This is a genomic window from Streptomyces sp. NPDC002669, from assembly GCF_042889165.1.
Lineage (GTDB): Bacteria > Actinomycetota > Actinomycetes > Streptomycetales > Streptomycetaceae > Streptomyces.
Genome location: NZ_JBIAQQ010000003.1, coordinates 444,349 through 466,804 on the forward strand (window position 1 = coordinate 444,349; position 22,456 = coordinate 466,804).

The window sequence follows — 22,456 nt, forward strand, 5'->3', positions numbered from 1 at the left end:
CCCCACACCCACCCCCCCCCCCCCCCCCCCCCCCCGCCCCCCCCCCCCCCCCCCCCGCCGCGCCCCCCGCCCGGCGCGCCCCCCGCCCGCCCCGCCCCGCCCCCCCCCCCCCCCCGCCCTTCGTGTACGTACGCTTTCGGCAGTGCCGGTGCCCCGGGCGCGCGTCCCGGGTCCTCCCCGGCGCCGGACGCCCGCGGGACCGCCCCGGGTGCCCCGGACCGCTTCGGACGGGATGCCCCGGATGCCGTCGGACACCTCGGACGCCCCTGATGCCCCTGACGCCTCAGATACGGACCTGGACGGCGCGGGCCAGCCGGTCGTGCAGCCCGCGGCCGTCGCGGTCCCACACCAGGGCCGGGATCACCAGGCACAGCAGCACGCTGCGGACCACGGCCCACCCGAACGACAGCCGGCCGCCGTTCTCCGCGATGACCCTGATGCCCAGGATGCGCTTGCCGGGGGTGCAGCCGATGGTCCCGACGGTGAGCACGCTCAGTACGAGGAAGATGCCCAGGGCCCAGTTTCCGGCCGCCTGCTGGTCACCGCGAGCGAACAGCCCGTATGCGATCAGCATGCACAGGGCCCAGTCGATGAAGATCGCGCCGAAGCGCCGGCCGAGCGGCGCGACGGAGCCCGGCCCCTGCTCGGGCAGGCCCAGCCGTTTGCCCCGGTGGCCGAAGTCGGCCCCCATCTCCTCGGCGGCCGCGCGCGGCCCGGAGAGCCACGATCCGATTGCTTGCCTGTTGTCCACCCGAACACGGTACTGCGCCCGTCCTCTCCCCCCGCCCGGCGGGTGCCGCGCAGGGCCCGGAGCAGCCGGGGAAGGGCCGGGGGAACAGCGGGAGGAACAGGGGGCGGAACGGCCGGGGCGACGCCTTCATCACCGGCCATGAGGCTCCGGTCACACCCGGCCCGGTTAACTTCTGCGAAACAAATGGGTCATGCTTGAGAAATCCGGTCTGCCTATGGTCAGGTCCAGCGTGTGCCACCGCACCGGCCTCACCACGAGCTGCAACCCCGTCCCTCCCGGGCCGGGAGTAGGAGGAGTTGGATGTTCCAGAACGCCGACGACGCGAAGAAGTACATCGCCGAAAATGACGTCAAGTTCGTCGACGTCCGGTTCTGTGACCTGCCCGGTGTGATGCAGCACGTCACCGTCCCGGCGGCGACCTTCGAACCGAACGAAGAGCTTGCCTTCGACGGCTCGTCGATCCGCGGTTTCCAGGCCATCCACGAGTCCGACATGTCGCTGCGCGCGGACCTGTCGACCGCCCGTGTCGACCCCTTCCGCCGCGACAAGACCCTCAACATCAACTTCTTCATCCACGACCCGATCACCGGCGAGCAGTACAGCCGTGACCCGCGGAACGTGGCCAAGAAGGCCGAGGCGTACCTCGCCTCCACCGGTATCGCCGACACCGCGTACTTCGGTCCCGAGGCGGAGTTCTACGTCTTCGACAGCGTCCGCTTCCAGACGTCGGCGAACGAGAGCTTCTACCACATCGACTCCGAGGCCGGCGCCTGGAACACCGGTGCGCTCGAGGACAACCGCGGCTACAAGGTCCGCTACAAGGGCGGTTACTTCCCGGTCCCGCCGGTCGACCACTTCGCCGACCTGCGCGCCGAGATGTCCCTGGAGCTGGAGAAGAGCGGCCTCCAGATCGAGCGCCAGCACCACGAGGTCGGCACCGCCGGCCAGGCCGAGATCAACTACAAGTTCAACACGCTGCTCGCCGCCGCCGACGACCTGATGCTCTTCAAGTACATCGTGAAGAACGTCGCCTGGCGCAACGGCAAGACCGCGACCTTCATGCCGAAGCCGATCTTCGGCGACAACGGCTCGGGCATGCACGTCCACCAGTCCCTGTGGTCCGGCGGCACCCCGCTGTTCTACGACGAGCAGGGCTACGCGGGCCTCTCGGACACCGCCCGCTACTACATCGGCGGCATCCTCAAGCACGCCCCGTCGCTGCTGGCGTTCACCAACCCGACGGTGAACTCCTACCACCGCCTGGTCCCGGGCTTCGAGGCCCCGGTCAACATGGTGTACTCGCAGCGCAACCGCTCCGCCGCGATGCGCATCCCGATCACGGGCTCCAACCCGAAGGCCAAGCGCGTCGAGTTCCGCGCCCCGGACCCGTCGTCCAACCCCTACCTCGCCTTCTCCGCGCTGCTGATGGCGGGCCTGGACGGCATCAAGAACAAGACCGAGCCCGCGGAGCCGATCGACAAGGACCTCTACGAGCTGGCTCCCGAGGAGCACGCGAACGTCCAGCAGGTCCCGACCTCCCTCCCGGCCGTCCTGGAGGCGCTGGAGGCGGACAACGAGTACCTCCAGGCCGGCGGCGTCTTCACGTCCGACCTGATCGAGACGTGGATCGACTACAAGCGCACCAACGAGATCGCCCCGATCCAGCTGCGCCCGCACCCGCACGAGTTCGAGCTGTACTTCGACCTCTAGGCCGCGGCGTCGGGCGATCCGGCAACGGACACACCGCAGAGCACAGCTCCAGGGGCCCTCATCGGGAAACCGATGAGGGCCCCTGGGCGTTCGAGGACGCCGGTCGGCCGAGGGCGTCAGGGAGTCACTGAGCCGGTGCCGTCACCGGTTGCTCAACGGTCCCGGGCTGCATGGTGCCCGTCGTGGTGCCGGAAGTGGTGGTGCCGGAAGTCGTGGTGCCCGGAGTGGTGGTGCCGGGGGTCGTCGTCCCGCCACCGGTGCCGGGCGTGGTCGTACCTCCACCGGTCCCGGGTGTGGTCGTGCCACCGGTCCCCGGCGTGGTTGTTCCGCCACCGGTCCCCGGCGTGGTTGTTCCGCCGCCCGTGCCCGGTGTGGTCGTGCCACCGGTCCCCGGCGTGGTCGTGCCACCGCCCGTACCCGGCGTAGTCGTGCCACCGCCCGTACCCGGTGTAGTCGTGCCACCGCCCGTACCCGGTGTGGTGGTGCCACCGGTCCCCGGCGTAGTTGTTCCGCCACCGGTACCCGGCGTGGTTGTTCCGCCCGTGCCCGGTGTGGTCGTGCCACCGGTCCCCGGCGTGGTCGTGCCGCCACCGACCGTGTTGCCGCCGCCCACCGTGTTGCCGCTGCCCGCGATGACGGAGCCGCCGATGGTGGAGCCGATGATCTGGTTCAGGTTGTTGATCGTCTGATTGCTGATCTGGTTGATCACGGTCTGCGACAGGCCGAGGCTTCTGCCCGTGGCCTGGGCCGCGGCCACACCCTGGGCCGCCGCCTGCTGCGGGGAGGCGCCCTTGCTGATCGCCGCCCGGGCCGCGCTCACTCCGGCAGCCGCGGCAGCGACCGCGCCGCCGGCCGATTCACCCCCGGTGCAGGCCACGGGGCCCACGGAGAAGCTGCCCGTGCCCGTCACGGCGGTGGGTCCGATGCGGCCGTCGGCGGAGGGGCGCAGCACCATCCCCCCGGGAGAAACGACGAACAGCGCGTTGGGATCGAAGTTCTCCCCGGTCAAGGTATTTGCCGCCACCCGGCACGTCTGGGCCGGTGCGGCGGAAGCGGGCGCGGCAGTGGTCACTGCCAGCCCTCCGACGAGCGCCACTGCCGCGGCGGAACTCAGGACAACTTTTCCCTTCACGGTTTTCCCCTTTCGGACACTGCGCTTTCTTGCTGTTCCAGCCGCGTTTCGTCGTGCGCAGCGGGCAGGAGTCACGACGTGACTCCGGCGTGACGCCGGTGCGACGACGGGACTGAGAGCAGCAACTCCGGGCGGGATTTCGGAATCTCGCCTCTTACAGCTTGCCCGCTCCTCCCGAGGATGTCGCACCGAAAGATTTCCCGGATTCAACCAGTATTTTCTGGGGAGTTGATGAAATGTTCCGCACGAGACGCGTCCCGGGCCGGACGATACGATGGTGGTCGACGCCCAGTACCGGTTCCGCGGGAATCACCCCCGCCGAACCCCGGCGCCGGTACCACCGAGACCCCCGGAACGCCGATGGGGCACTCCGGTTCGCATCGAGCCTCCGAGCTGATGAACATGAAGAAAAAAACCCTGCGAAGCATCGGTGTCGCAGCGGCGGCGTCCTTCTTGGCCGCCGGAATCGTAGGCACTTCGGCGAGCGGTTCCGTCGCCCTGCCGCAGAATTCCCGTTCCGCGCCTTCGGCACTCAAGTGCTACACCCTCATTGACGATCCGAACGAAATCGTCTGTTACCAGATTTCGCAGCGGGCCACGAATACGGGGAGTCAGATCGTGTTCTGGCCCTTCCTCATCCAGGTGCCCACGCCTGCGAATCCCCCGGCTCCGGTCGTCGTGAATGTCCTGCCGCCGGATCTGCCGTCGGACCTGTCTTCGGATCTGCCTTCGGGGGTTTCCCTCAACGGCGTGGCCGAGTAGCTCCGGCCGCCCACGGGATCAGTGCCGCAGGGCTGTTCCCACCTCGGCCACGATCTCGCCCGACAGCTTGCGGTTGCTGCGGGCCGTGGCCTCCTCGGACGCCTTGGGGGCGACGTCGGAGACCGTCACCACCACCGTGTCGACCAGGTTGCCCTTGGCGTCACGGAAATTGATCTGCACCGCGTAGGACTTCGTCGAGCCGGTGCCGTTCGTCACGGTGACCTTCGCGGTGGCCCGGCCGTCGCCGTCGGTGACCGGGGAGCCGACCTTCACGTCGCCCTTGGCGTCCACGCCGTTCTTGAAGCCCTTCAGCTTCTCGCCCGCCGCCGCTGTCGCCGAGGCCACCACGTCGGCGCCCCTGGACGCCGCCGACGCCGCGGCGGACGCGGCCCTGGAGGCCGTGTCCGAGGCACCCCCGCCGTCGCCGGTGCAGGCCGCGGCCGTCGACATCACGACCGCCGTCAGCAGTACGGCCGCCGGTCCCCGTACGGCGTTCCTCGTCATCGTGCCTCCCGGCGCTCGCCCCTTTCCCCCGGCCCAGTCAAAGGGGCGGCGGGCGACGCCGCATGCCGTGGGCCCCGGACGGGTGGTGGTCCGGGCGGCCGAAGCGGGCCGGTGCCGGGTCGCGGGGCGCCGCGGCAGGGCCCAGCCTGGGGGCATGAACGACACGGACCGGCCCGGGGTCGTGGGCGACGCGGACGGATCCGGGGTCGTGGGCGACCGGGAGCAGGGCGCCGTGTCCGGGACGGCACGGCCCCGGCGGTGGTGGCCCGGGGTGCTGCTGCTCGCCGTGCTCGTGCCGGCCGTCGGCGGTGCCGCGGCCGTCGAATGGACCGCCGGGGTACTGACGCGGGAGGGGACGAGGACTCTCCGCGTCACCTACGAGGTCACCGGGACCGCCCGGGACGTCACCGTCACCTACCCCGCCTGGCAGGACGGCGGTCTCTCCACGGCCCGGCTGACCCTGCGCTCCCTGCCCTGGTCCGGAGAGGTGCGGACCAGGGGCTTCATGCGGGGCGGCTCCCTCGCCGTCACCCTCGGGAGGTCGGGCGGCGAGGTCTCCTGCGCCGTGACGACGGACGACGGGACCGTCCGGACGGCCTCGGCCTCCGGAGCCTTCGCCACCGCCACCTGCGACGGCTTCTGACGCCCGGCGCACGGGGCACGGAAGCGCCGGTGCCCGTGTGTGCGGCCGGGTTCCCGGGCCCGGTGAGGAGCCCGGGAACCCGGCCGCGCGGAATGCGCCGGGGTCAGCGCCCGTAACGGATCAGGGCGCGGACCATGCGGCAGGTCGTGTCGGACGGCGGGTGGATGCCGATGCGCTCGGCGGTCGCGCGTATCTTGGCGTTGGTCGCCGTCGACGGGTAGTAGACACCCGTGTCGAGCAGGGCTATCGCCAGGCGCATGGCCTTCAGACGACGGTTGTGGGTGATGTACCACTCGCGGGGCCGGCCCGCGGGGAGCGGCTTCTTCTGCAGGGGCTTGTGGAACGGCTTGGTCGTGACTGCGGCAACGGCCATGAACAACCTCCTGGCACGGTCGTGGAACCCTCACGAACTACCTCCATTTTACGGCCCACCACTGACAATCGCCGCTGGCCAGCAGGGTTTTCATGGATTCCCTCCGGCCTCTTCGGCCCCACCGGGAGCGGGGTCCTTCCGGGCCTTCGCCGTCCTGGGGGGCGGGCTCGCTCCCGTACCTTTGACCCCATGGAGATCTGGATCAATCCCGCCTGTTCGAAGTGCCGCAGCGCGGTGCAGCTGCTCGACGCGGAGGGTGCCGAGTACACCGTCCGCCGCTACCTGGAGGACGTGCCGTCGCCGGACGAGATCCGGGCCGTGCTCGACCGGCTGGGGCTGGAGCCGTGGGACATCGCACGGACCCAGGAGGCGGACGCGAAGGAGCTGGGCATCAAGGAGTGGCCGCGCGAGGCCGGCTCCCGCGAACGGTGGATCTCGGCCCTCGCCGAGCACCCGAAGCTGATCCAGCGGCCGATCATCACCGCGGACGACGGGACCGCCGTCGTGGCGCGCACGGACGAGGCGGTACGGGACGCCCTGGGCCGCTGAGGAGCCGGTGCGCCGGGCGGGCGCGCCGCCCCGGAATCACCCCCTGCGGCACGTCGGGCCGCCCGGCGTGCGTACGGGTGCGTCGGGTCCGTGCCCGCCCCTGCCGGGCCCCGCGTCACCGGGCCGTCAGGAAGCCGGCCGCCCTGCGGTTCAGTTCGGCGGCCGCCGGTTCGTGCAGCGGCAGGGTGTGGTGGGTCGCGCCGGGGACCGTCACCGTCTGTGCGCGCGGCAGCAGCCGGGCCGCCGCGGCGGCGACCCTGGCCGGATCGTGGGCCCTGCCCTTCCCGGCCAGCAGGACCAGGGTCGGCACGTCCAGGCCGCGCAGGGCGTCGGGGGCGGGGCGGGGGCCGGTGACGGGGCGGGCGGAGGGGAAGTCCGCCGCGGCGCAGCGCAGCCGCAGCCAGGCCGGGTCGAGCGCGGCGCCGCCCGTCTCCCACTCCAGGAAGGCGCGCGTCCGCCCCGCGGCGGGGCGGAGCAGCATCGGCAGCGCGCGCAGCAGATAGCCGGGGCGGAAACCGGCGAAGCACTGGGTGGGGTCGAGGAGGATCAGCTTCCGGACGCGGTGGGGCGCGTGCAGGGCGTGGTGGAGGGCGATCCAGGCACCGTACGAGTGCCCGCACAGCGCGGCGCGGTCGGCGCCCAGCCCGTCCAGCACGACGTCGAGCCAGGTCGTCAGGTCCCGCACCGTACGGACCGGGCGCTCCCCCGCGACGCTGCGGCCCGGGTCTCCGACGAGGTCGACGGCGTGCACGCGGTGGGTCCGGCCCAGCTGGGCGGCCTGGGCGTACCAGACGGTGGAGGTGGCGCCGCCGCCGGCCAGCAGCACCAGGGGCGGGGCGCCCTCGGGGCCGTGGCTGTTGACCCGGGTGGTGCCGTACGGGGTGGGGAGCTCGGCGTGCGTCGTGCCGGCGGGCCATCTGGTCGCCAGGACCTCGTCGTAGGCCGCGAGGAAGGACGTGCTGACGGTCATGGGGGCCTCCCGGATCGACTGCCGACCGATATTATCTCGCTCGGCGAGATAATTGGAACGGGGGCCAGGAGAGAGGACGGCGTGATGAGTGACGAGGGGCCCGAGCTGGAGCTCGTCCATCTGCTGCGCAGGGTGACCGTCGAATTCGGGCTGCGCCAGGCCGAGTTCGCGAGCCTGCACGGGATGCACAGCACCGACGTGCGGGCACTGATCTGTCTGCTGGACGCAGAACGGGCCGGTACGGCGGCCACCGCCGGGTGGCTCGGCCCGCAGCTCGGGCTCAACTCCGCGGGCACCACCTCGCTCATCGACCGTCTGGAGCGGCTGGGGCACCTCACCCGGGTCCGCGACGCGCGCGACCGGCGCCGGGTGCTGCTGAGCGTGACGCCGCGCGCGAGGGAGCTGGGGCAGGCGTTCTTCGGGCCCCTGATCGAGGACACCACGGCGGTGCTGCGCGACCTCGACGACCACGGGACGGCCGCCGTCCGGCGCTTCCTGGAGGCCGCGCACCGGGCGGTCGCGGCTCCCCCGCCGGGCCTCTGAACTCCCCGCCGGTCATCCGAACCGTCCCGCCCCACCGCCCGACCGACCACACGAACCGGCTCGCCCCACGAAGCGGAGATCCCACCCATGTCCCGGCCCGGCCCCTTCCCCATGACCTTCTTCAGCGACTTCGTCATCACCGGAACGGTGGGCGGCGCCGATGCCACCTCCACTCCCGAGGAGGTCACGGCACTGCTCGGCGACGACTTCGTGGAGAGCTTCGACCGGGGGCGGCGGCTGCGCGGTTACGACCTCGCCGAGTTCGCCTGGCAACGGCTCTCGTCCGAGGATCCCTGGGACGGCCTCTACGCCATGGTGCAGGCCCACCGGCTCGAAGTGCCGCTGTTGATGGACGACTTGGACCGGGAACTGCGGCGGGCGGGCTTCCCCGTCACCGAGGTGGCGCCCGACGGGCTCGGGTGCCGTCGTTTCGTGCGGGAGGACAGCCGGGTCGGTCTGCTCGTCGACGAGGACACCGGGGCCGTCCTCAAGATTTCGACGCCGACGTGGTTCGGGGCCGGCCCCCGGTACGCGGCGCCCGCCTGGTCGCGGGAGGCCGGGCGGAGCTGGGTGGAGCACCTGGTGGGGCTGGACCCCGACGGGCGGGAGCGGTGGGCCGCGCGCCACGCGCCGGAGGCGGCGGAGGAACGTGCCCGCTGGTGGTGGTTCCTGCCGGGCTCCTGCCTGCGGCGAACCCCCGCGGAACCGGACCGGGTGGGGAGTCCGTGGGCCGGGCCGGCGCTCTGGCTGGTGGGGAAGTGCCGTACGGCCGGGGTCCTGGACCGGGCGGAGGCGGCGCTGGAGGTCGCCGGCCGGACGCTGCTGCCGCCGGACGAGACCGTCCGGATGTGTCTGGACGCCATGCCGGTGTCCCGGGCCGAGGTGGCGACCCGGCACACCACCGCGTACACCCGGGAACACCTCGTGGCGGTCAACCGGTCCCGGCGGGCCAAGGCCCTGGCCCTGGCCGCCGGTGCCCAGCTGCGCAGGGGCGTGCGGGAGCCGGCGCTGCGGGCCGAGGTGGCGGCGTGGCTGGAGCTCCGCCCGGTGCTGATGTAGCGGCCCCCGCGGCGGACCGGGCCCGCTCCCCTACTCCCCCACCACCTGCTTCTCCGCCTCGGCCAGCAGTTCCGTGAGGCGCAGGCCGAACCGTACGTCGCACGGGTCCGGCTCCCCCGTGCGCACCGATTCGACCAACGCGTCCACCGCCGCCCGGAAGGAGCCGACCGCGTCGCCCCAGCGCGGCAGCGTGACGATTCCCCGCTCGCCCCGGAGCTCGATGCCGGTGCCCACCGCGGCCGTGGGGGCGCCCAGGGCCAGCGTCACCGTGCTGGACGCGCCGGAGGTGTGGCGGAGGATCAGGTGGACGGCGTCGGACGGGCCGCGCGCCGCGGTCAGCCGGGTCACGTCCCCCAGCACCGGGATCAGCACCGACAGGACGTGCGGGCCGACGTCCCACAGCCCGCCCTTCTCGCGGCGCCAGGGCGAGGCGGCGTACTCACTGGTCGAGCCCGGTGCGAACAGCGCCCCGATCCACTCGGCGCGGGCGGTGAACCAGCCGTCCAGGGCGGCCTGTTCACCGATCCAGGCGGAGGTGTCGGCCGCGAACCTCAAGGTGCAGAAGACGACGGACGCGACCCCCGTCTGCTCGACGGCACGGACGACCTCGCCGGCCCCCGCGACGGTGGTCGCGACCGGCTTGTCCAGCAGCAGGTGGCGTCCGGTGGCCGCGGCGCGGGCGGCGAGCGGGGCCTGGACGTCCGGCGGCACCGCGAACGCGATGGCGTCACTGGCGGCGAAGAGCTCGTCGATGCCCGCCTCGCCGGTGTACGCCGTGGTGCCGTGCGCGGCGGCCAGCGCGTCCGCGGCCCCGCCGTTGCGGCCCCACACGCCGCTGAGCGCGACGCCGGGGTGGGCGGCGAGGGCGGGGGCCTGGGTGTTGCGGGCCCAGGGACCCGTACCGACGAGGCCGATGCGCAGGGGAGTCGGGGGAAGTGTCGTCATGGGGCAAGTCTGCCGGGTCGGCCGGGCCCGCCCCGTATTGAGCCGCCGGACGGCCCCGCCCCGGCCGTCGCCGTCCTTATCCATTTGGCGGAGGGTGAGGTTCATGGCTACGTTTGCGGGGCCGGCCGCGGGACTCCGGCGCGACTTCCGGGACTTGCCTCTGAAGCAGTGATTTCGCTGTTCGCGCCCCCATTCCCCGGCCGGCATCCCACCGCCCCCGTACCGGGCGGTGCGCGACACCACGGGGGAACCATGGCCACCAGCACCGGGACCGCTGCCGGGCTCGTCGCCGCCGAGGACGTGCTGCTCTTCGTCAACGCGGCGATCACCGCCACCGGCCAGCGCGAGTTCCGCTCGACCGCGTACCAGCAGCAGCTCTCGCTGGACTTCCTGCACGAGTACGTACGGGTCAACTACCGCCGGGTCTACGCCTGCGCGCTCGCCCTCGACATCAACGACCACAACGCGGCGCGCATCGTCCACGGCCTGCTGGAGCACGCCGGGGACGCGACGCCCGGGGAGAAGCGCACCGAGGGCCGGCTGATCGCCGCCCGGCTGGCGAAGCTGCCGCCGCAGCGCGTGTACCGGCTGTTCCGGGCGCTGCGCGCGGCCGGGGTGAACAACCGGCGCACCCGCGCGATCATGCGCGACTGGCTGGCCGCGCGGCCCGACCTGGCGCACGACGCGGTGAAGTACCGCTCCGGTCTGAAGGCCGCGGCCCGGCACGCCCACCTCCGGCTCGACGGGGCCGGGGAGCCGGAGAAGGCCGCCGAGGTCGGGGACTTCCTGTTCCGGCCCGGATCGCGCACCCACTACCGGCACCAACTGCTCGACGCCTGGCGGCGGGCCCACTACGAGCAGCGGGCCGTCGGGGAGCTGCCGTTCACCGTCGCCGAGGGCTTCGCCGCCCGGCACGGGATGAAGCGCGAGGCGTTCCTGGAGCGGGCGGCGCCGCGGATGACCCGGCTGGAGCGGCTGCGGACCCAGCGGCAGCGCACCGCCCCGGCCGGCCTGCTGCCCGCGGACGTGGACCTGACCGCGATGCCGCTGACCCGGCTCGCCCTGTACACCCTGTCGCTCGGCCTCGACGAACGCCGGCTGCACCGCGCGGAGCTGACCCGTGCGCTGCGCGCGGCGGCCCGGCGCGCGGCGGGTCCGCACGCCGGGAGCTGGGGCCGGGTCGCCGCCGTGCTGGACGACAGCTACTCCTCGTACGGTTCGGGCGAGAAGCGGCGCCGTCCGCTCGCCGTGGCGCTGGCCTGCCACCACCTGCTGGAGGTACTGGCCGCGCCGGGCGGGTACAGCCCGCTGTGGACCTCGGGCCGCACCGATCCGCTGCTGGTCGGGCCCCGGGGGGCGACCCCGCTCGGCACCCGGGTGCTGGACGCCCTGGAGCTCGGCCCCGACCGGCTGGTCATCGTCTCGGACGGCTGGGACAACGCCCCGCCCGGACTGGCCGGCGAGGTGCTCCGGGTGTGGCGGACCCGGCTCGATCCGGACCGGCGCACCGAGGTGGTGCATGTGAACCCCGTATACGACGCGGACGGTTTCGACGTGCGGCGCCTCGCGCCGAGCGTGCCGACGGCGGGCATCCGGGACGCGGAGGACCTGCCGTCGCTGGTGGAGATCGCGCAGTTCGCCGAGGGGCGCACGGGACCCGAGGCCCTGTACGCCTACCTGGACCGGCAGGTCGCGCGCTTCGTGGCCGGGAACGGAACGGCCGAGGACGGGACGGGGGCCGCATCGTGAACAGGCTCGAACTGACCGGGCTCACCACCCGCCCCGCCCAGGTGTGGGGCGGCATCCGGCTGGTGCCGCTGGTGCGCGAGCAGCCGGTCGAGGGGCTCCGGCTGCACGAGGAGCTCTACCTGGACACCGTGCCCGGAGTCGTGGACCTCGGGCCGCGCGAGCACTACGTCTCGGTCATTCCGCACGGCTTCGTCGCCGACTGGTCCGGCGAGGGCGAGCAGAGCGTCGCGTACGGCACGCAGCTCGGCGCCCCGGCGGGCTCCCCGGACGGGGGCCGGCCGCCCCGGACCGCCCGGCTCCAGCGCCACCGCCACCACCGCATGGCCAAGCGGCAGCCCGGCGACCGGCTGCGTTTCCTGCCGCTGCACCTCGCGCTGGAGGGGTATCTCGCCCTGCACTTCGGCGGGCCCTCGACCGCCTGGGAGGAGTGGTCGCGGCAGGCGCTGCGCGACGGTCTCTCGCCGCGCGCCGAGGACGCGTACCTGGGGTGGTCGGTGCAGGGGCTCGACGACGCGCTGCGGGCCTTCGAGATCCATCCCGGCCAGTGCGGCGTGCTGGTGTACGCGGCCGACGTGCTCGCCGCCGCGTTCGTGGTGCCGCACCCGGACGACTACCGGCTGCTGCACCCCTCGCTGCTCCAGGACCTGTACGGCGAGCTGATCCACCAGTACGCGATGTACGGCGGGCCGGTGGCGGAGTTCACGGCGCGGATCCCCGACGGGGCGTGGCTGCGGACGCTCGCCGAGCTGCGGTCGGCGGCGCGGCGCCAGGAGCTGGAGTGGGAGCGGGCGCACGACACCCTGTTCGCGCGCGAGCTGCTGGACAGCTCGTACTCCTTCGACCAGGTGTACCGGATGGGTTCGTTCACGCTGTGGCGGTTCCTGCCCCCGTTCCGGCCGGGCGGGGAGGGTCAGCACATCGGCGAGACGATCACCGACCACAAGGGGCGGGTCGCGTACCTGAAGACGTTCCGGCTGTCCGAGGCCCAGATCCGGCGGGGGCACCTGCTGCACCGGCTCGCCGACGCGGACTGGCAGCTCTCGCGGGCGGCCGCGGCGCTGAACACCACCGAGGAGGAGGTGCGGCGCCGCATCCGCGCGGCCGGCTTCGAGTCGCTGCTCAAGGGCCGCCCGTAGGCCGGGTTCCGGAGGCGGCGGCGTGCGCCCGCGGGACGTGCGCGGCGCGGAAAACCTCGGTAACACGGGGTTCACATCCGGGCAACGGACGGGAAATCGCGTCTTGCGAAGCTGCGCAGGACAGACCGGACCGCAGGACCGCAGCACCCGCAAAGGATGGCTTCCGTGACGTTCAAGGCCGAGTACATCTGGATCGACGGCACCGAGCCGACCGCCAAGCTCCGTTCCAAGACGAAGATCATCCCCGGGAGTCCCTCGCAGGACGTGGACCGGCTGCCGATCTGGGGCTTCGACGGTTCGAGCACCAGCCAGGCCGAGGGGCACGCCTCCGACCGGGTGCTGAAGCCGGTCTTCGTCTGCCCGGACCCGATCCGCGGCGGCGACGACATCCTCGTGCTGTGCGAGGTATTCGACATCGACATGACGCCGCACGCCTCCAACACCCGTGCCGCGCTGCGCCCGGTGGCCGAGCGGTTCGCCGGTCAGGAGCCGGTCTTCGGCATCGAGCAGGAGTACACCTTCTTCGCCGGCCACCGGCCGCTCGGCTTCCCCGAGGGCGGCTTCCCGGCCGCGCAGGGCGGCTACTACTGCGGTGTCGGCGCCGACGAGATCTTCGGCCGCGAGATCGTCGAGAAGCACCTCGACAACTGTCTGAGGGCGGGCCTCGGCATCTCCGGCATCAACGCCGAGGTCATGCCCGGCCAGTGGGAGTTCCAGGTCGGTCCGCTGTCCCCGCTGGAGGTCTCCGACCAGCTGTGGGTCGCCCGTTGGCTGCTGTACCGCACCGCCGAGGAGTTCGACGTCTCCGCGACCCTCGACCCGAAGCCGGTCAAGGGCGACTGGAACGGCGCGGGCGCCCACACCAACTTCTCCACCAGGGCGATGCGCGAGGGCTACGACGCGATCATCACCGCGTGCGAGTCGCTGGGCGAGGGCTCGAAGCCGATGGACCACGTCAAGAACTACGGCGCGGGCATCGACGACCGGCTGACCGGCCTGCACGAGACCGCCCCGTGGAACGAGTACAGCTACGGCGTCTCCGACCGCGGCGCCTCGGTCCGCATCCCGTGGCAGGTCGAGCAGGACCGCAAGGGCTACATCGAGGACCGCCGGCCGAACGCCAACGTCGACCCGTACGTCGTCACGCGGCTGATCGTCGACACCTGCTGCTCCGCGCTGGAGAAGGCCGACCAGGTCTGATCCCGCAGCACCGGCACGGTGAAGGGCGTCCGTCCGATCGGATGGGCGCCCCTCGCCATGACCGCCCGGGTCCCGGCCGGGACCGGCGTGAGGAAGCCGACACGGCGGTCCGTATCGACGGGTGAGAGGGGCCTGCTGCGCCGGCCGGTTGTCTGGTTCAATGGGGCCATGGTCGGCATCCAGTACATCTCGACAGGTCGCAGCGACCTCGAACCGTTCTGGCCTTCCCGTCAGCATCACGACTTCGACCGGGTGTGTTGCCGCGCGTTGAACGCGCAGGCCCTCTAAAGCCGCTCACCCCGGCCTTCGGTCCGCGCGCAAGCAAGTCCGTCCACCGACGACTCCTTCGCGCGAAAGAGCTGACCCTCATGGCGAACACCCGTACCTTCTCCGCCACTGCCGCCGCCACCGCGGCACCCGTGGCGCCCGCTGCGACCACCCCCTCCGCCCGTCCCTTCCCGTCCCAGCGCCACCGGCTGCGCGCCGTGGACCCCGATGAGATCGCCCGGCCCGCCGGCATGGCCGATCTCCTGCCGCCGGGCGCCACCTGGCTGCCCGCGCCCCAGCACACCGTCCCGGCGCTGCCCGGCCGGCCGCCGATGATCGGCTACCTGGTGCTCGTACCCGCCGACCAACGGCCCGCCCCCGGAAGCCCGCTCGCCGGGGCCGCCCAGTACGTGGTGCCGACCCCGGTGGAGGATCCGGCCCCGGTCGCGGGTCCGGTCCGCATCGACCCCGTGCAACGCACTGCCGCGGTGGACGGGAACACACTCGACCTCACCTACCTGGAGTTCGAGCTGCTCGCCCATCTGGTCGCGCACCCCCACCGGGTGCACACCCGCGACCAGTTGGTGTCCACGGTCTGGGGTTACGGGCACGTGGGCGACGGGCGCACCGTGGACGTCCACATCGCCCGGCTGCGGCGCAAGCTGGGCGCCGAGCACCGCCGTTCGATCCAGACCGTGCGGCGCGTCGGCTACAAGTACATCCCCTGACGGCATCGAGGACGCGTGGAGCGGCCCCGGCCCGGCACCCGCCGGACCGGGGCCGTTCCGCGTGCCCGCCGGGGGTGTTGCTGGGTACACCCCGACCGGGTGTCGGACCGGCTGACACCCGGGCCGCCGGTCGGGTGAGACTGTCTGTGCGACGGGCCCGGCACGAGGGCCCCACGAAGGGGGGACGGATCACGATGGGTACGGCAAAAGGACGGGTGCGCGGTGCGCTGTCGGCCGTCGGGCGGGGGTTCGTGCTGTCGTTCGCGAGCCTGGCCGGATCGATCACCCTCTTCGTGTGGACCGTCCTCTCCATCGCTTTCATCCCGCTGGGCATCGGCCTGGTGACCACCCCGTACACGCTGGAGCTGGTGCGCAAACACGCCAACCGGCGCCGGCTGCTCGCGATCACCTGGTGCGACATCCGCATCCCGGTCCCGTACCGCCCCTTCCCCGAGGACCTGCGCACCGGGTTCACCGGGCGGGTGGAGCGGACCACGCTGATGCTGAAGGACCCGGCGACCTGGCGCGACATCCGTTGGCTGCTGGTGGACATGACGGCCGGTTACGTGGTGCTGGTCCTGGCGGTCGGGCTGTTCGCCTATCCGCTGGAGGGCTTCGTGCTGGCGGCGGGCCTGTGGCGGGTCTTCACCGACGACCGGTACTGGTACGCGTTCGTGCCGGTCGACAGCCAGGCGACGGGGCTGGCCGCCGCCGCGCTCGGGATGGCGCTGCTCGTGATCGGCGTGCGGTTCGCCGAGCCGCTGCTGCGGCTGCACTTCGTGATCACCCGCGCGATGCTGGCCCCCGTCCAGGAGCAGGAACTGGCCCGGCGCATCGACCGGTTGACCGAGACCCGGCACGAGGCGGTGGACACCGCCGCCTCCGAACTGCGCCGCATCGAACGCGACCTGCACGACGGCGCCCAGGCCCGGCTGGTCGCCGTGGGCATGAACCTGGGCACCGTGGAGGCGCTCATCGAGAAGGACCCGGCACAGGCGAAGAAGCTCCTGGCCGCGGCCCGCGAGTCCTCCGCCGAGGCCCTCACGGAGCTGCGCGACCTGGTGCGGGGCATCCACCCGCCGGTCCTCGCCGAGCGCGGACTCGGGGACGCGGTACGGGCGTTGGTGCTGCGGCTGCCCTTCGCGTCCGAGGTCGAGGTGGAGCTGTCCGGCCGGGCGGACGCCGCGGTCGAGTCGGCGGCGTACTTCGCGGTGAGCGAGGCGCTGACGAACGCCGCCAAGCACTCGGGGGCGGACCGGGTCCGGGTGGACATCTGGCACACGGACTCCGTGCTGCGGATGTCCGTCACCGACAACGGCGGGGGCGGGGCGAGGATCGGGGCGGGCTCGGGCCTGAGCGGAATCGAACGCCGACTCGGTACATTCGACGGCGTCCTGGCCGTCAGCAGCCCCGCGGGCGGCCCCACCATGGTGACCATGGAGATCCCTTGCGAGTTGTCCTAGCCGAAGATCTCTTCCTGCTGCGCGACGGCCTGGTCCGGATGCTGGAGGCGTACGACTTCGAGATCGTGGCCGCGGTCGAGTCCGGTCCCGAACTGACCAGGGCGCTCGCCGAGTCGGAACCGGACGTCGCGATAGTCGACGTCCGGCTCCCGCCGTCCCACACGGACGAGGGCCTGCAGTGCGCGCTGGCGGCGCGGCGGGCCCGGCCGGGGCTGCCGGTGCTCGTGCTGTCGCAGCACGTGGAGCAGTTGTACGCGCGCGAGCTGCTGGCGGACGGCAACGGGGGCATCGGCTATCTGCTCAAGGACCGGGTCTTCGACGCCGACCAGTTCGTCGACGCGGTGCGCAGGGTCGCGGCCGGCGGCACCGCGATGGATCCGCAGGTGATCTCGCAGCTGCTCTCGCGGCGGTCGCAGGACAAGCCGATGGGCGGACTCACCCCGCGCGAGCGGGAGGTCATGGAGCTGATGGCCCAGGGCCGTTCGAACATGGCGATCGCCGCGCAACTGGTGATCACGGAGCGGGCGGTGGCCAAGCACACCTCGAACATCTTCGGGAAGCTCGCCCTGCCGCCGTCCGACGACGACAACCGCCGGGTCCTCGCGGTGCTCGCCTACCTGGACCGGGGCTGAGCCGGGCCGTACGTCCACGGGGGGTACGCGCCCGGGCGCCGGGCGCCCCCCGTCCGCTCAGTTGTCGAACCAGCCCGCCGCGTCGAGCCGGAACGCGCCCTCGGGCACCATCGTGCGCAGATCGGCCTCCATCGCACGCACCCGGTCGGCGCCGAGCACCTCGGCCCAGCGGGCCCGCAGCCGCTCGAACCCCTCGGCCGACTTGACCAGGACGTCGACGCCCCGCCCGGTCAGCCGGACCAGCTTGCGCCGGCCGTCCCGGGGGTCGTCGACGCGCTCCACGTACCCGAGCGCTTCGAGCCTCTCCACGGTCTTGCCCGCGGCCTGCTTGGAGACCCCGAGCCGTCGGCCGATCTCGCTGGCCGTCGCCCCGCCGCGGCCGACCGCCTGAAGCGCGTAGCCGTGGGCGGGGCGCACCTCGGGATGGCCACGTTCGGCCAGTTCACGGTGCATCTCGTCGATGATCGACCGGAATCCGGCGAACAGCAGCACGGGCAGCTCGAAGCCCGCCGCGTCCCGTCCGGACGCCTCCGCCCGCGGCTCACCCATTGCACAACTCGACAACCCGGTTTACCTTTTCGTCAATCACGTTGTCGATTTTAGCGTGAGCAGCCACCGGAGAGGTCAGCCATGCCTTCATCAGCCGTGCCCGCGTCCGTGTTTCCCGACCACACCCTCGAATCCGCCCCCGCCGCCGCCCGTCGCGCCCTGGAGGGGGTGCGGAGGAAGCAGGGCCATCTGCCCGCCGCCGCGGCCCGGCTCGCCACGTCGCCGGAGCTGCTCGACGGCTTCCTGAGAGCGAGCGCCGCCTTCGAGTCCACCACCCTGGACCCGCTCTCCCGCGAGGTCCTGATCATGACGATGGCGACCCGCAACGACTGCCACGTCTGCGTGGCGATGCACACCGCGAGGCTCACCGCGCTCGACGCCGACCCCGAGCTGATCGCGGCCCTGCGCGAGCGGCGGGCGCTCACGGACGAACGGCTGGAGGCGGTCAGGGAGTTCACCCTCGCCGTGCTCGCGACGTCCGGCGCCGTGGACGACGCGACGCTCCGGGCGTTCCTGGCCCACGGATACACCGCCCGCAACGCACTGGAGGTCGTCCTCGGCATCGGCGCGTACACGATGTCGACCTTGGCCAACCGGATGACCGGGGCTCCGGTCGATCCCCGGCTCGCCGCCTTCGCCTGACCGCCGGACCCCGGCCGCCGTCTCCCCGCCACCGCACCGTGAGGGCCGAACGGCTGGATCGGGTCAAACCGCCGACCGCCCCATTGCCCGCCCCCGCACCCGTCATTAACGTGCGCACCGCACACACCTGTTGTCGCATGCACCACCATGAACAACACCGAGGAGTGCGGACCGTGACGGAACCTTCCCTGCCCTTCAGCTCCTCCCGCCCCACCGGCTCCGCCCGGCTCACGAGACGTGCGCTGCTGGGAGCCGCCGGGGCTGCCGGAGCCGCTGCCGCGGTCGGCGCCGTCCCCGCGCCCGCCGTCGCCGCGCCGTCCGCCCCCGCCCGCGGCCTCGCTCCCGCGCACGACGCGCTCCGGCGCCTGCTGCCGGACCACGCGGACCAGTTCCACCTGCGCGCCCTCCCCCGGGGCGAGGGCGCGCAGGCCCCCGACCGCTTCCGGGTCACCGGCTCCACCGGGCGGATCGAGATCGCCGCGACCACCCCGGCCGCCGCGCTGACGGGGGCGCACTGGTACCTCAAGTACACCTGCGACGCCGTCGTCTCGTGGTCCGGCAGCCGTACCGCGGTGCCCCGCAGGCTGCCCGCGCCCCGCACCCCCGTGGAGCGCTCCGCGACCGTGCCGCACCGCTTCGCGCTCAACGACACCCACGACGGCTACACCGCCCCGTACGCCGACTGGCCGCGCTGGGAGCGGATGCTCGACGTCCTGGCCCTGCACGGCTGCAACGAGGTTCTGGTGACCGCCGGTCAGGAGGCCGTCTACCACCGGCTGCTCCAGGACTTCGGCTACGACGACGCCGAGGCCCGCGCCTGGCTGCCCGCCCCCTCCCACCAGCCGTGGTGGCTGCTCCAGAACATGAGCGGATACGGCGGCCCGCTCGGCACCGAACTGATCGGCCGGCGTGCCGCCCTGGGGCGGAGCATCGCCGACCGGATGCGGGAACTGGGCATGGCACCGGTGTTCCCCGGCTACTTCGGCACGGTCCCGGACGGCTTCGTGGAGCGCAATCCGGGAGCCCGGGTCGTCCCGCAGGGCACCTGGAACGGGTTGCGCCGCCCCGACTGGCTCGACCCGCGCACCCCCGTCTTCGCCGAGGTGGCCGCCGCCTTCTACCGGCACCAGGAGGAACTGTTCGGCCCTGCGGCGCACTTCAAGATGGACCTGCTGCACGAGGGCGGCGACGCCGGTGACGTCCCGGTGCCGGACGCCGCCCGGGCCGTCGAATCCGCTCTGCGCACCGCACACCCCGGCGCGACCTGGGTGATCCTCGGCTGGCAGGCCAATCCCCGGCCCGCGCTGCTGGAGGCGGTCGACACCGAGCGGCTCCTGATCGTCGACGGCCTCTCCGACCTGGACACCGTCACCGACCGGGAGAAGGACTGGGGCGGGGCCCCGTACGCCTTCGGCACCATCCCGAACTTCGGCGGCCGTACGACGATCGGGGCCAACACCGACCGCTGGACGGAGAAGTTCACGGCCTGGCGCGACAAACCGGGCAGCGCCCTGGTCGGCACGGCGTACATGCCGGAGGCGACCGAGCGCGACCCGGCGGCCTTCGAGCTCTTCGGCGAGCTGGCCTGGCGGTCCGAGAAGGTGGACCGGGAGGCGTGGTTCCGGGCGTACCCGAAGTTCCGCTACGGCGGCCGCGACAGTGCGGCGGAAGCGGCCTTCGCCGCACTGGCCGCCACGGCGTACCGGCTGACGAGCACCGACGGCCGTCCCGTCGACTCGCTCTTCTCGCGGCGCCCGAACATCACCGCCTCGGTGAACACCGCCTTCGACCCGGCCGGTTTCGACCGGGCGTTCGCGGCCCTCCTCGACGTGCGCCCGGCCCTGCGCGACTCGGACACCTACCGCCACGACCTCACCGATCTGGCCCGGCAGGCGCTCGCCGACCGTTCCCGGACCCTGCTGCCGCAGCTGAGGGCCGCCCACGCCGACAAGGACGTCGCCCGGTTCCGCACCCTCGCCACGCTCTGGCTGAAGCTGATGCGGCTGGCCGACGCGGTGGCGGGCTGCCACCGGGCCTTCCTGCTGGGGCCGTGGCTGGAGGACGCCAAGCGGTCGGCGACGAGCCCGGCGGAGGCGGCCCGGCTGGAGTGGACGGCGCGCACCCTGATCACCACCTGGGCGGACCGGACGGCCGCCGACCAGCTCAGCAACTACGCCAACCGCGACTGGCACGGGCTGATGGGCGAGGTCCATCTCCCGCAGTGGCGGGCCTACTTGGACGAGCTGACCGACGCGCTCGTGGAGGGCCGGGCCGCGAAGCCGTTCGACTGGTACCCGGGTGAGGAGGAGTGGACCCGCCGGACCGACGTCCACCCGGTACGGGCGACGGGCGATGCCCACCGCACCGCGCGGCGGGTCTTCGAGACCCTGTCCACCGCCCCGTACCAGGGCGCCGTCACGGTCTCGGCCGATCCGGTGGCATTCACCCCGGGCAGCACCGGCACGGTGACGGCCGCCTTCCGCAATCTGAACGGCCTGCGGTCCACCGGCCGGGTCGACTTCGAACTCACCGGCCTCGACGCCACCGCGACGGGCGACACCTTCCTCGACGGGGTCGCGGCCGGCGGGTCCGGTTCGGTGCGCTGGCGGGTCACCGCCCCGTCCGAGCCGCTGACCGCTCCGCTGCGGCCGATGCCGTACGGGCTGAGCACCGTGTACGGGCCGCGCGGCGAGGACCGGGTGACCGATCTGCGGCGCGGGGCGGTGTACACGGCGGCGCCGCTGGAGCCGGGCTGGCGCACGTACACGGCGAACGCGGCGGTCTTCGGGCAGCTGGGCGAGCGGCTCGCGATCAACGGAGCGGGCCAGGACCTGTGGAAGGGCACCAGCCAGTTCGGCACGGCGTACCGGGAGGGGGCCTGGTCCGAGGGGGCGGAGGTGACGGTGCGGGTCGACGCGCAGGAGAACACCGGGGGCTGGGCGCGGGCGGGGATCGTGGTGCGCAACGGCCTCGCGACGCCGGGCTCGGCCGGGTTCCTGAACCTGGCGGTGACCCCGTCGAACGGTGTGGTGCTCTCGTACGACACGAACGGCGACGGCACCCTGGACGCCTACCGGCGGATCACCGGGATCAAGGCCCCGGTGCTGCTCCGGCTGACCCGGGCCGGGGACGGGTGCACGGGCTCCTGTTCCACCGACGGCGGGGCGACCTGGCGGACGGTGGCGACGGTCGCCGTGCCGGGGACGGCTGCCGCGCAGGACGTGGGGATCTTCATGACCGCGACGAACGGCGGGAGCGGGCTGCGCGGCACGGTCGAGTTCAGCGGGTGGCAGCTGGGCTGAGGCTGCGGCCCGTCGCTCTGCCCGCGATTCGCCCGTTCCGCTGAACGCGCGTGCTGTCCGGGTGCATCCGGCGGCGCGGCGCGGCGGCCGCGAGCGCCCTTTCCCGAGGCTTGTCACGGTACGCGACCGGCCGGAAGCGGTTCGGGGCCGAGGAAGCGCCGTCGGCCGGGCCAGTCACGCCGACGTCACGCCGCGGTGACGCCCGGCACCCGACGATGGCTGGTGCAGGCAAGCTCAAACCCGCTTTCACACGCAAGGAATCCACCATGATGAGAAGCATTCGCCAAGGAATTCCCCGCCTGATCGGCGTGTCGAGCTTGATCGCGGCGCTCGCCGGTGGGGTTGGCGTGGCAAGCGCCACAGCGGCGCCCCAGGCCCAGGCCCCGTCCGAAATCCTCTGCACCCAGTCCCTCCCCCCGACCTGCATCGACACCGCCACCGGCAACATCGTCCAGCAGGGTGCACAGACCGGCGGCACCGGCAACGTCCTGCAACAAGGCGCGCAGACCGGCCGAGGCACCGGCAACGTCCTCCAACAGGGCGCACAGACCGGCCAGGGCAACGGCAACGTCCTCCAGCAAGGCGCGCAGACCGGCCGAGGCACCGGCAACGTCCTCCAACAGGGCGCACAGACCGGCGGCAACGGCAACGTCCTGCAACAAGGCGCGCAGACCGGCCGAGGCACCGGCAACGTCCTCCAACAGGGCGCGCAGACCGGCCAGGGCAACGGCAACGTCCTCCAGCAAGGCGCCCAGACCGGCCGAGGCACCGGCAACGTCCTCCAACAGGGCGCACAGACCGGCCAGGGCAACGGCAACGTCCTCCAGCAAGGCGCGCAGACCGGCCG

At 72.9% G+C, this 22,456-nt stretch carries 21 protein-coding genes and 1 pseudogene; 15 read left to right on the forward strand and 7 right to left on the reverse strand.

Translation table 11 applies throughout. The features are described from left to right. Nucleotides 1-283: 283 nt before the first annotated feature. Nucleotides 284-751, reverse strand: a complete 468-nt coding sequence (locus tag ACFYW1_RS06830; protein ID WP_351835413.1) for an RDD family protein — start codon at nt 749-751, stop codon at nt 284-286. Between the two features lie 300 nt (nt 752-1,051). Here ACFYW1_RS06830 and glnA point away from each other — a divergent pair, with 300 nt between their 5' ends. After that, complete coding sequence (gene glnA, locus ACFYW1_RS06835) at nt 1,052-2,461, forward strand: type I glutamate--ammonia ligase (RefSeq protein ID WP_388988075.1); 1,410 nt, start codon at nt 1,052-1,054, stop codon at nt 2,459-2,461. A 124-nt stretch (nt 2,462-2,585) separates the two neighbouring features. On the opposite strand, the gene ACFYW1_RS06840 is transcribed toward glnA, so the two are convergent. Continuing rightward, a complete protein-coding gene (locus ACFYW1_RS06840; RefSeq protein WP_388988079.1) occupies nt 2,586-3,485 on the reverse strand; it encodes a hypothetical protein in 900 nt (299 codons plus the stop codon). Nucleotides 3,486-3,989: 504 nt separating this feature from the next. Here ACFYW1_RS06840 and ACFYW1_RS06845 point away from each other — a divergent pair. Then, complete coding sequence (locus tag ACFYW1_RS06845; RefSeq protein ID WP_388988082.1) at nt 3,990-4,355, forward strand: hypothetical protein; 366 nt, start codon at nt 3,990-3,992, stop codon at nt 4,353-4,355. Between the two features lie 18 nt (nt 4,356-4,373). Here ACFYW1_RS06845 and ACFYW1_RS06850 read toward each other — a convergent pair whose 3' ends face one another. Then, complete coding sequence (locus ACFYW1_RS06850; RefSeq protein WP_388988085.1) at nt 4,374-4,859, reverse strand: FxLYD domain-containing protein; 486 nt, start codon at nt 4,857-4,859, stop codon at nt 4,374-4,376. Nucleotides 4,860-5,013: 154 nt separating this feature from the next. Between ACFYW1_RS06850 and ACFYW1_RS06855 the strand changes: the two genes are divergently transcribed. Continuing rightward, nucleotides 5,014-5,502 (forward strand): hypothetical protein, encoded by a 489-nt coding sequence (locus ACFYW1_RS06855; RefSeq protein ID WP_388988087.1) that lies wholly within the window; start codon nt 5,014-5,016, stop codon nt 5,500-5,502. 103 nt (nt 5,503-5,605) lie between these two features. On the opposite strand, the gene ACFYW1_RS06860 is transcribed toward ACFYW1_RS06855, so the two are convergent. Continuing rightward, nucleotides 5,606-5,875 (reverse strand): hypothetical protein, encoded by a 270-nt coding sequence (locus ACFYW1_RS06860; RefSeq protein ID WP_148834616.1) that lies wholly within the window; start codon nt 5,873-5,875, stop codon nt 5,606-5,608. Nucleotides 5,876-6,064: 189 nt separating this feature from the next. Between ACFYW1_RS06860 and ACFYW1_RS06865 the strand changes: the two genes are divergently transcribed. After that, on the forward strand, nt 6,065-6,424 hold the full coding sequence (locus ACFYW1_RS06865; RefSeq protein WP_388988092.1) for an arsenate reductase family protein: 360 nt from the start codon (nt 6,065-6,067) through the stop codon (nt 6,422-6,424). Between the two features lie 115 nt (nt 6,425-6,539). Here the strand turns inward: ACFYW1_RS06865 and ACFYW1_RS06870 are convergent, their stop codons facing one another. Further along, nucleotides 6,540-7,394, reverse strand: coding sequence for an alpha/beta fold hydrolase (locus ACFYW1_RS06870; protein ID WP_388988095.1), 855 nt, complete (start codon nt 7,392-7,394; stop codon nt 6,540-6,542). Between the two features lie 84 nt (nt 7,395-7,478). On the opposite strand from ACFYW1_RS06870, the gene ACFYW1_RS06875 reads away from it, so the two are divergent. Next, nucleotides 7,479-7,937: a MarR family transcriptional regulator gene (locus ACFYW1_RS06875; protein WP_388988098.1), complete on the forward strand. Its 459-nt coding sequence runs from the start codon at nt 7,479-7,481 to the stop codon at nt 7,935-7,937. Between the two features lie 87 nt (nt 7,938-8,024). Continuing rightward, a complete protein-coding gene (locus ACFYW1_RS06880) occupies nt 8,025-8,996 on the forward strand; it encodes a hypothetical protein (RefSeq protein WP_388988101.1) in 972 nt (323 codons plus the stop codon). Between the two features lie 30 nt (nt 8,997-9,026). On the opposite strand, the gene ACFYW1_RS06885 is transcribed toward ACFYW1_RS06880, so the two are convergent. After that, a complete protein-coding gene (locus tag ACFYW1_RS06885) occupies nt 9,027-9,941 on the reverse strand; it encodes a Gfo/Idh/MocA family protein (protein ID WP_388988104.1) in 915 nt (304 codons plus the stop codon). Between the two features lie 252 nt (nt 9,942-10,193). Between ACFYW1_RS06885 and ACFYW1_RS06890 the strand changes: the two genes are divergently transcribed. The 6 genes from ACFYW1_RS06890 to ACFYW1_RS06915 all read left to right on the forward strand — a co-directional run bounded on the left by ACFYW1_RS06890 (nt 10,194) and on the right by ACFYW1_RS06915 (nt 17,116). Beyond that, on the forward strand, nt 10,194-11,690 hold the full coding sequence (locus ACFYW1_RS06890; RefSeq protein ID WP_388988107.1) for a hypothetical protein: 1,497 nt from the start codon (nt 10,194-10,196) through the stop codon (nt 11,688-11,690). Then, nucleotides 11,687-12,826 carry a hypothetical protein gene (locus ACFYW1_RS06895; protein WP_388988110.1) on the forward strand — a complete coding sequence of 380 codons (1,140 nt, stop codon included), beginning with the start codon at nt 11,687-11,689 and terminating at the stop codon, nt 12,824-12,826. Before ACFYW1_RS06890 ends, ACFYW1_RS06895 begins: the two co-directional genes overlap by 4 nt. Before the next feature lie 165 nt (nt 12,827-12,991). Beyond that, on the forward strand, nt 12,992-14,026 hold the full coding sequence (gene glnII / locus ACFYW1_RS06900) for a glutamine synthetase (RefSeq protein WP_388988113.1): 1,035 nt from the start codon (nt 12,992-12,994) through the stop codon (nt 14,024-14,026). A gap of 368 nt (nt 14,027-14,394) precedes the next feature. Further along, complete coding sequence (locus ACFYW1_RS06905; protein ID WP_388988116.1) at nt 14,395-15,021, forward strand: winged helix-turn-helix domain-containing protein; 627 nt, start codon at nt 14,395-14,397, stop codon at nt 15,019-15,021. Between the two features lie 194 nt (nt 15,022-15,215). Continuing rightward, nucleotides 15,216-16,484, forward strand: coding sequence for a sensor histidine kinase (locus tag ACFYW1_RS06910; RefSeq protein ID WP_388988119.1), 1,269 nt, complete (start codon nt 15,216-15,218; stop codon nt 16,482-16,484). Beyond that, nucleotides 16,469-17,116 (forward strand): LuxR C-terminal-related transcriptional regulator, encoded by a 648-nt coding sequence (locus ACFYW1_RS06915; RefSeq protein WP_388988122.1) that lies wholly within the window; start codon nt 16,469-16,471, stop codon nt 17,114-17,116. Before ACFYW1_RS06910 ends, ACFYW1_RS06915 begins: the two co-directional genes overlap by 16 nt. Nucleotides 17,117-17,173: 57 nt before the next feature. On the opposite strand, the gene ACFYW1_RS06920 is transcribed toward ACFYW1_RS06915, so the two are convergent. Beyond that, nucleotides 17,174-17,665: a MarR family winged helix-turn-helix transcriptional regulator gene (locus ACFYW1_RS06920; RefSeq protein WP_388988125.1), complete on the reverse strand. Its 492-nt coding sequence runs from the start codon at nt 17,663-17,665 to the stop codon at nt 17,174-17,176. A 96-nt stretch (nt 17,666-17,761) separates the two neighbouring features. On the opposite strand from ACFYW1_RS06920, the gene ACFYW1_RS06925 reads away from it, so the two are divergent. From ACFYW1_RS06925 to ACFYW1_RS06935, 3 genes and pseudogenes are all read left to right on the forward strand, one after another. Continuing rightward, nucleotides 17,762-18,307, forward strand: a complete 546-nt coding sequence (locus ACFYW1_RS06925; RefSeq protein ID WP_388988184.1) for a carboxymuconolactone decarboxylase family protein — start codon at nt 17,762-17,764, stop codon at nt 18,305-18,307. A 137-nt stretch (nt 18,308-18,444) separates the two neighbouring features. Next, nucleotides 18,445-21,609, forward strand: a complete 3,165-nt coding sequence (locus tag ACFYW1_RS06930; protein ID WP_388988128.1) for an alpha-N-acetylglucosaminidase — start codon at nt 18,445-18,447, stop codon at nt 21,607-21,609. A 347-nt stretch (nt 21,610-21,956) separates the two neighbouring features. After that, nucleotides 21,957-22,456: pseudogene (locus tag ACFYW1_RS06935) on the forward strand (hypothetical protein); the annotation flags it as partial.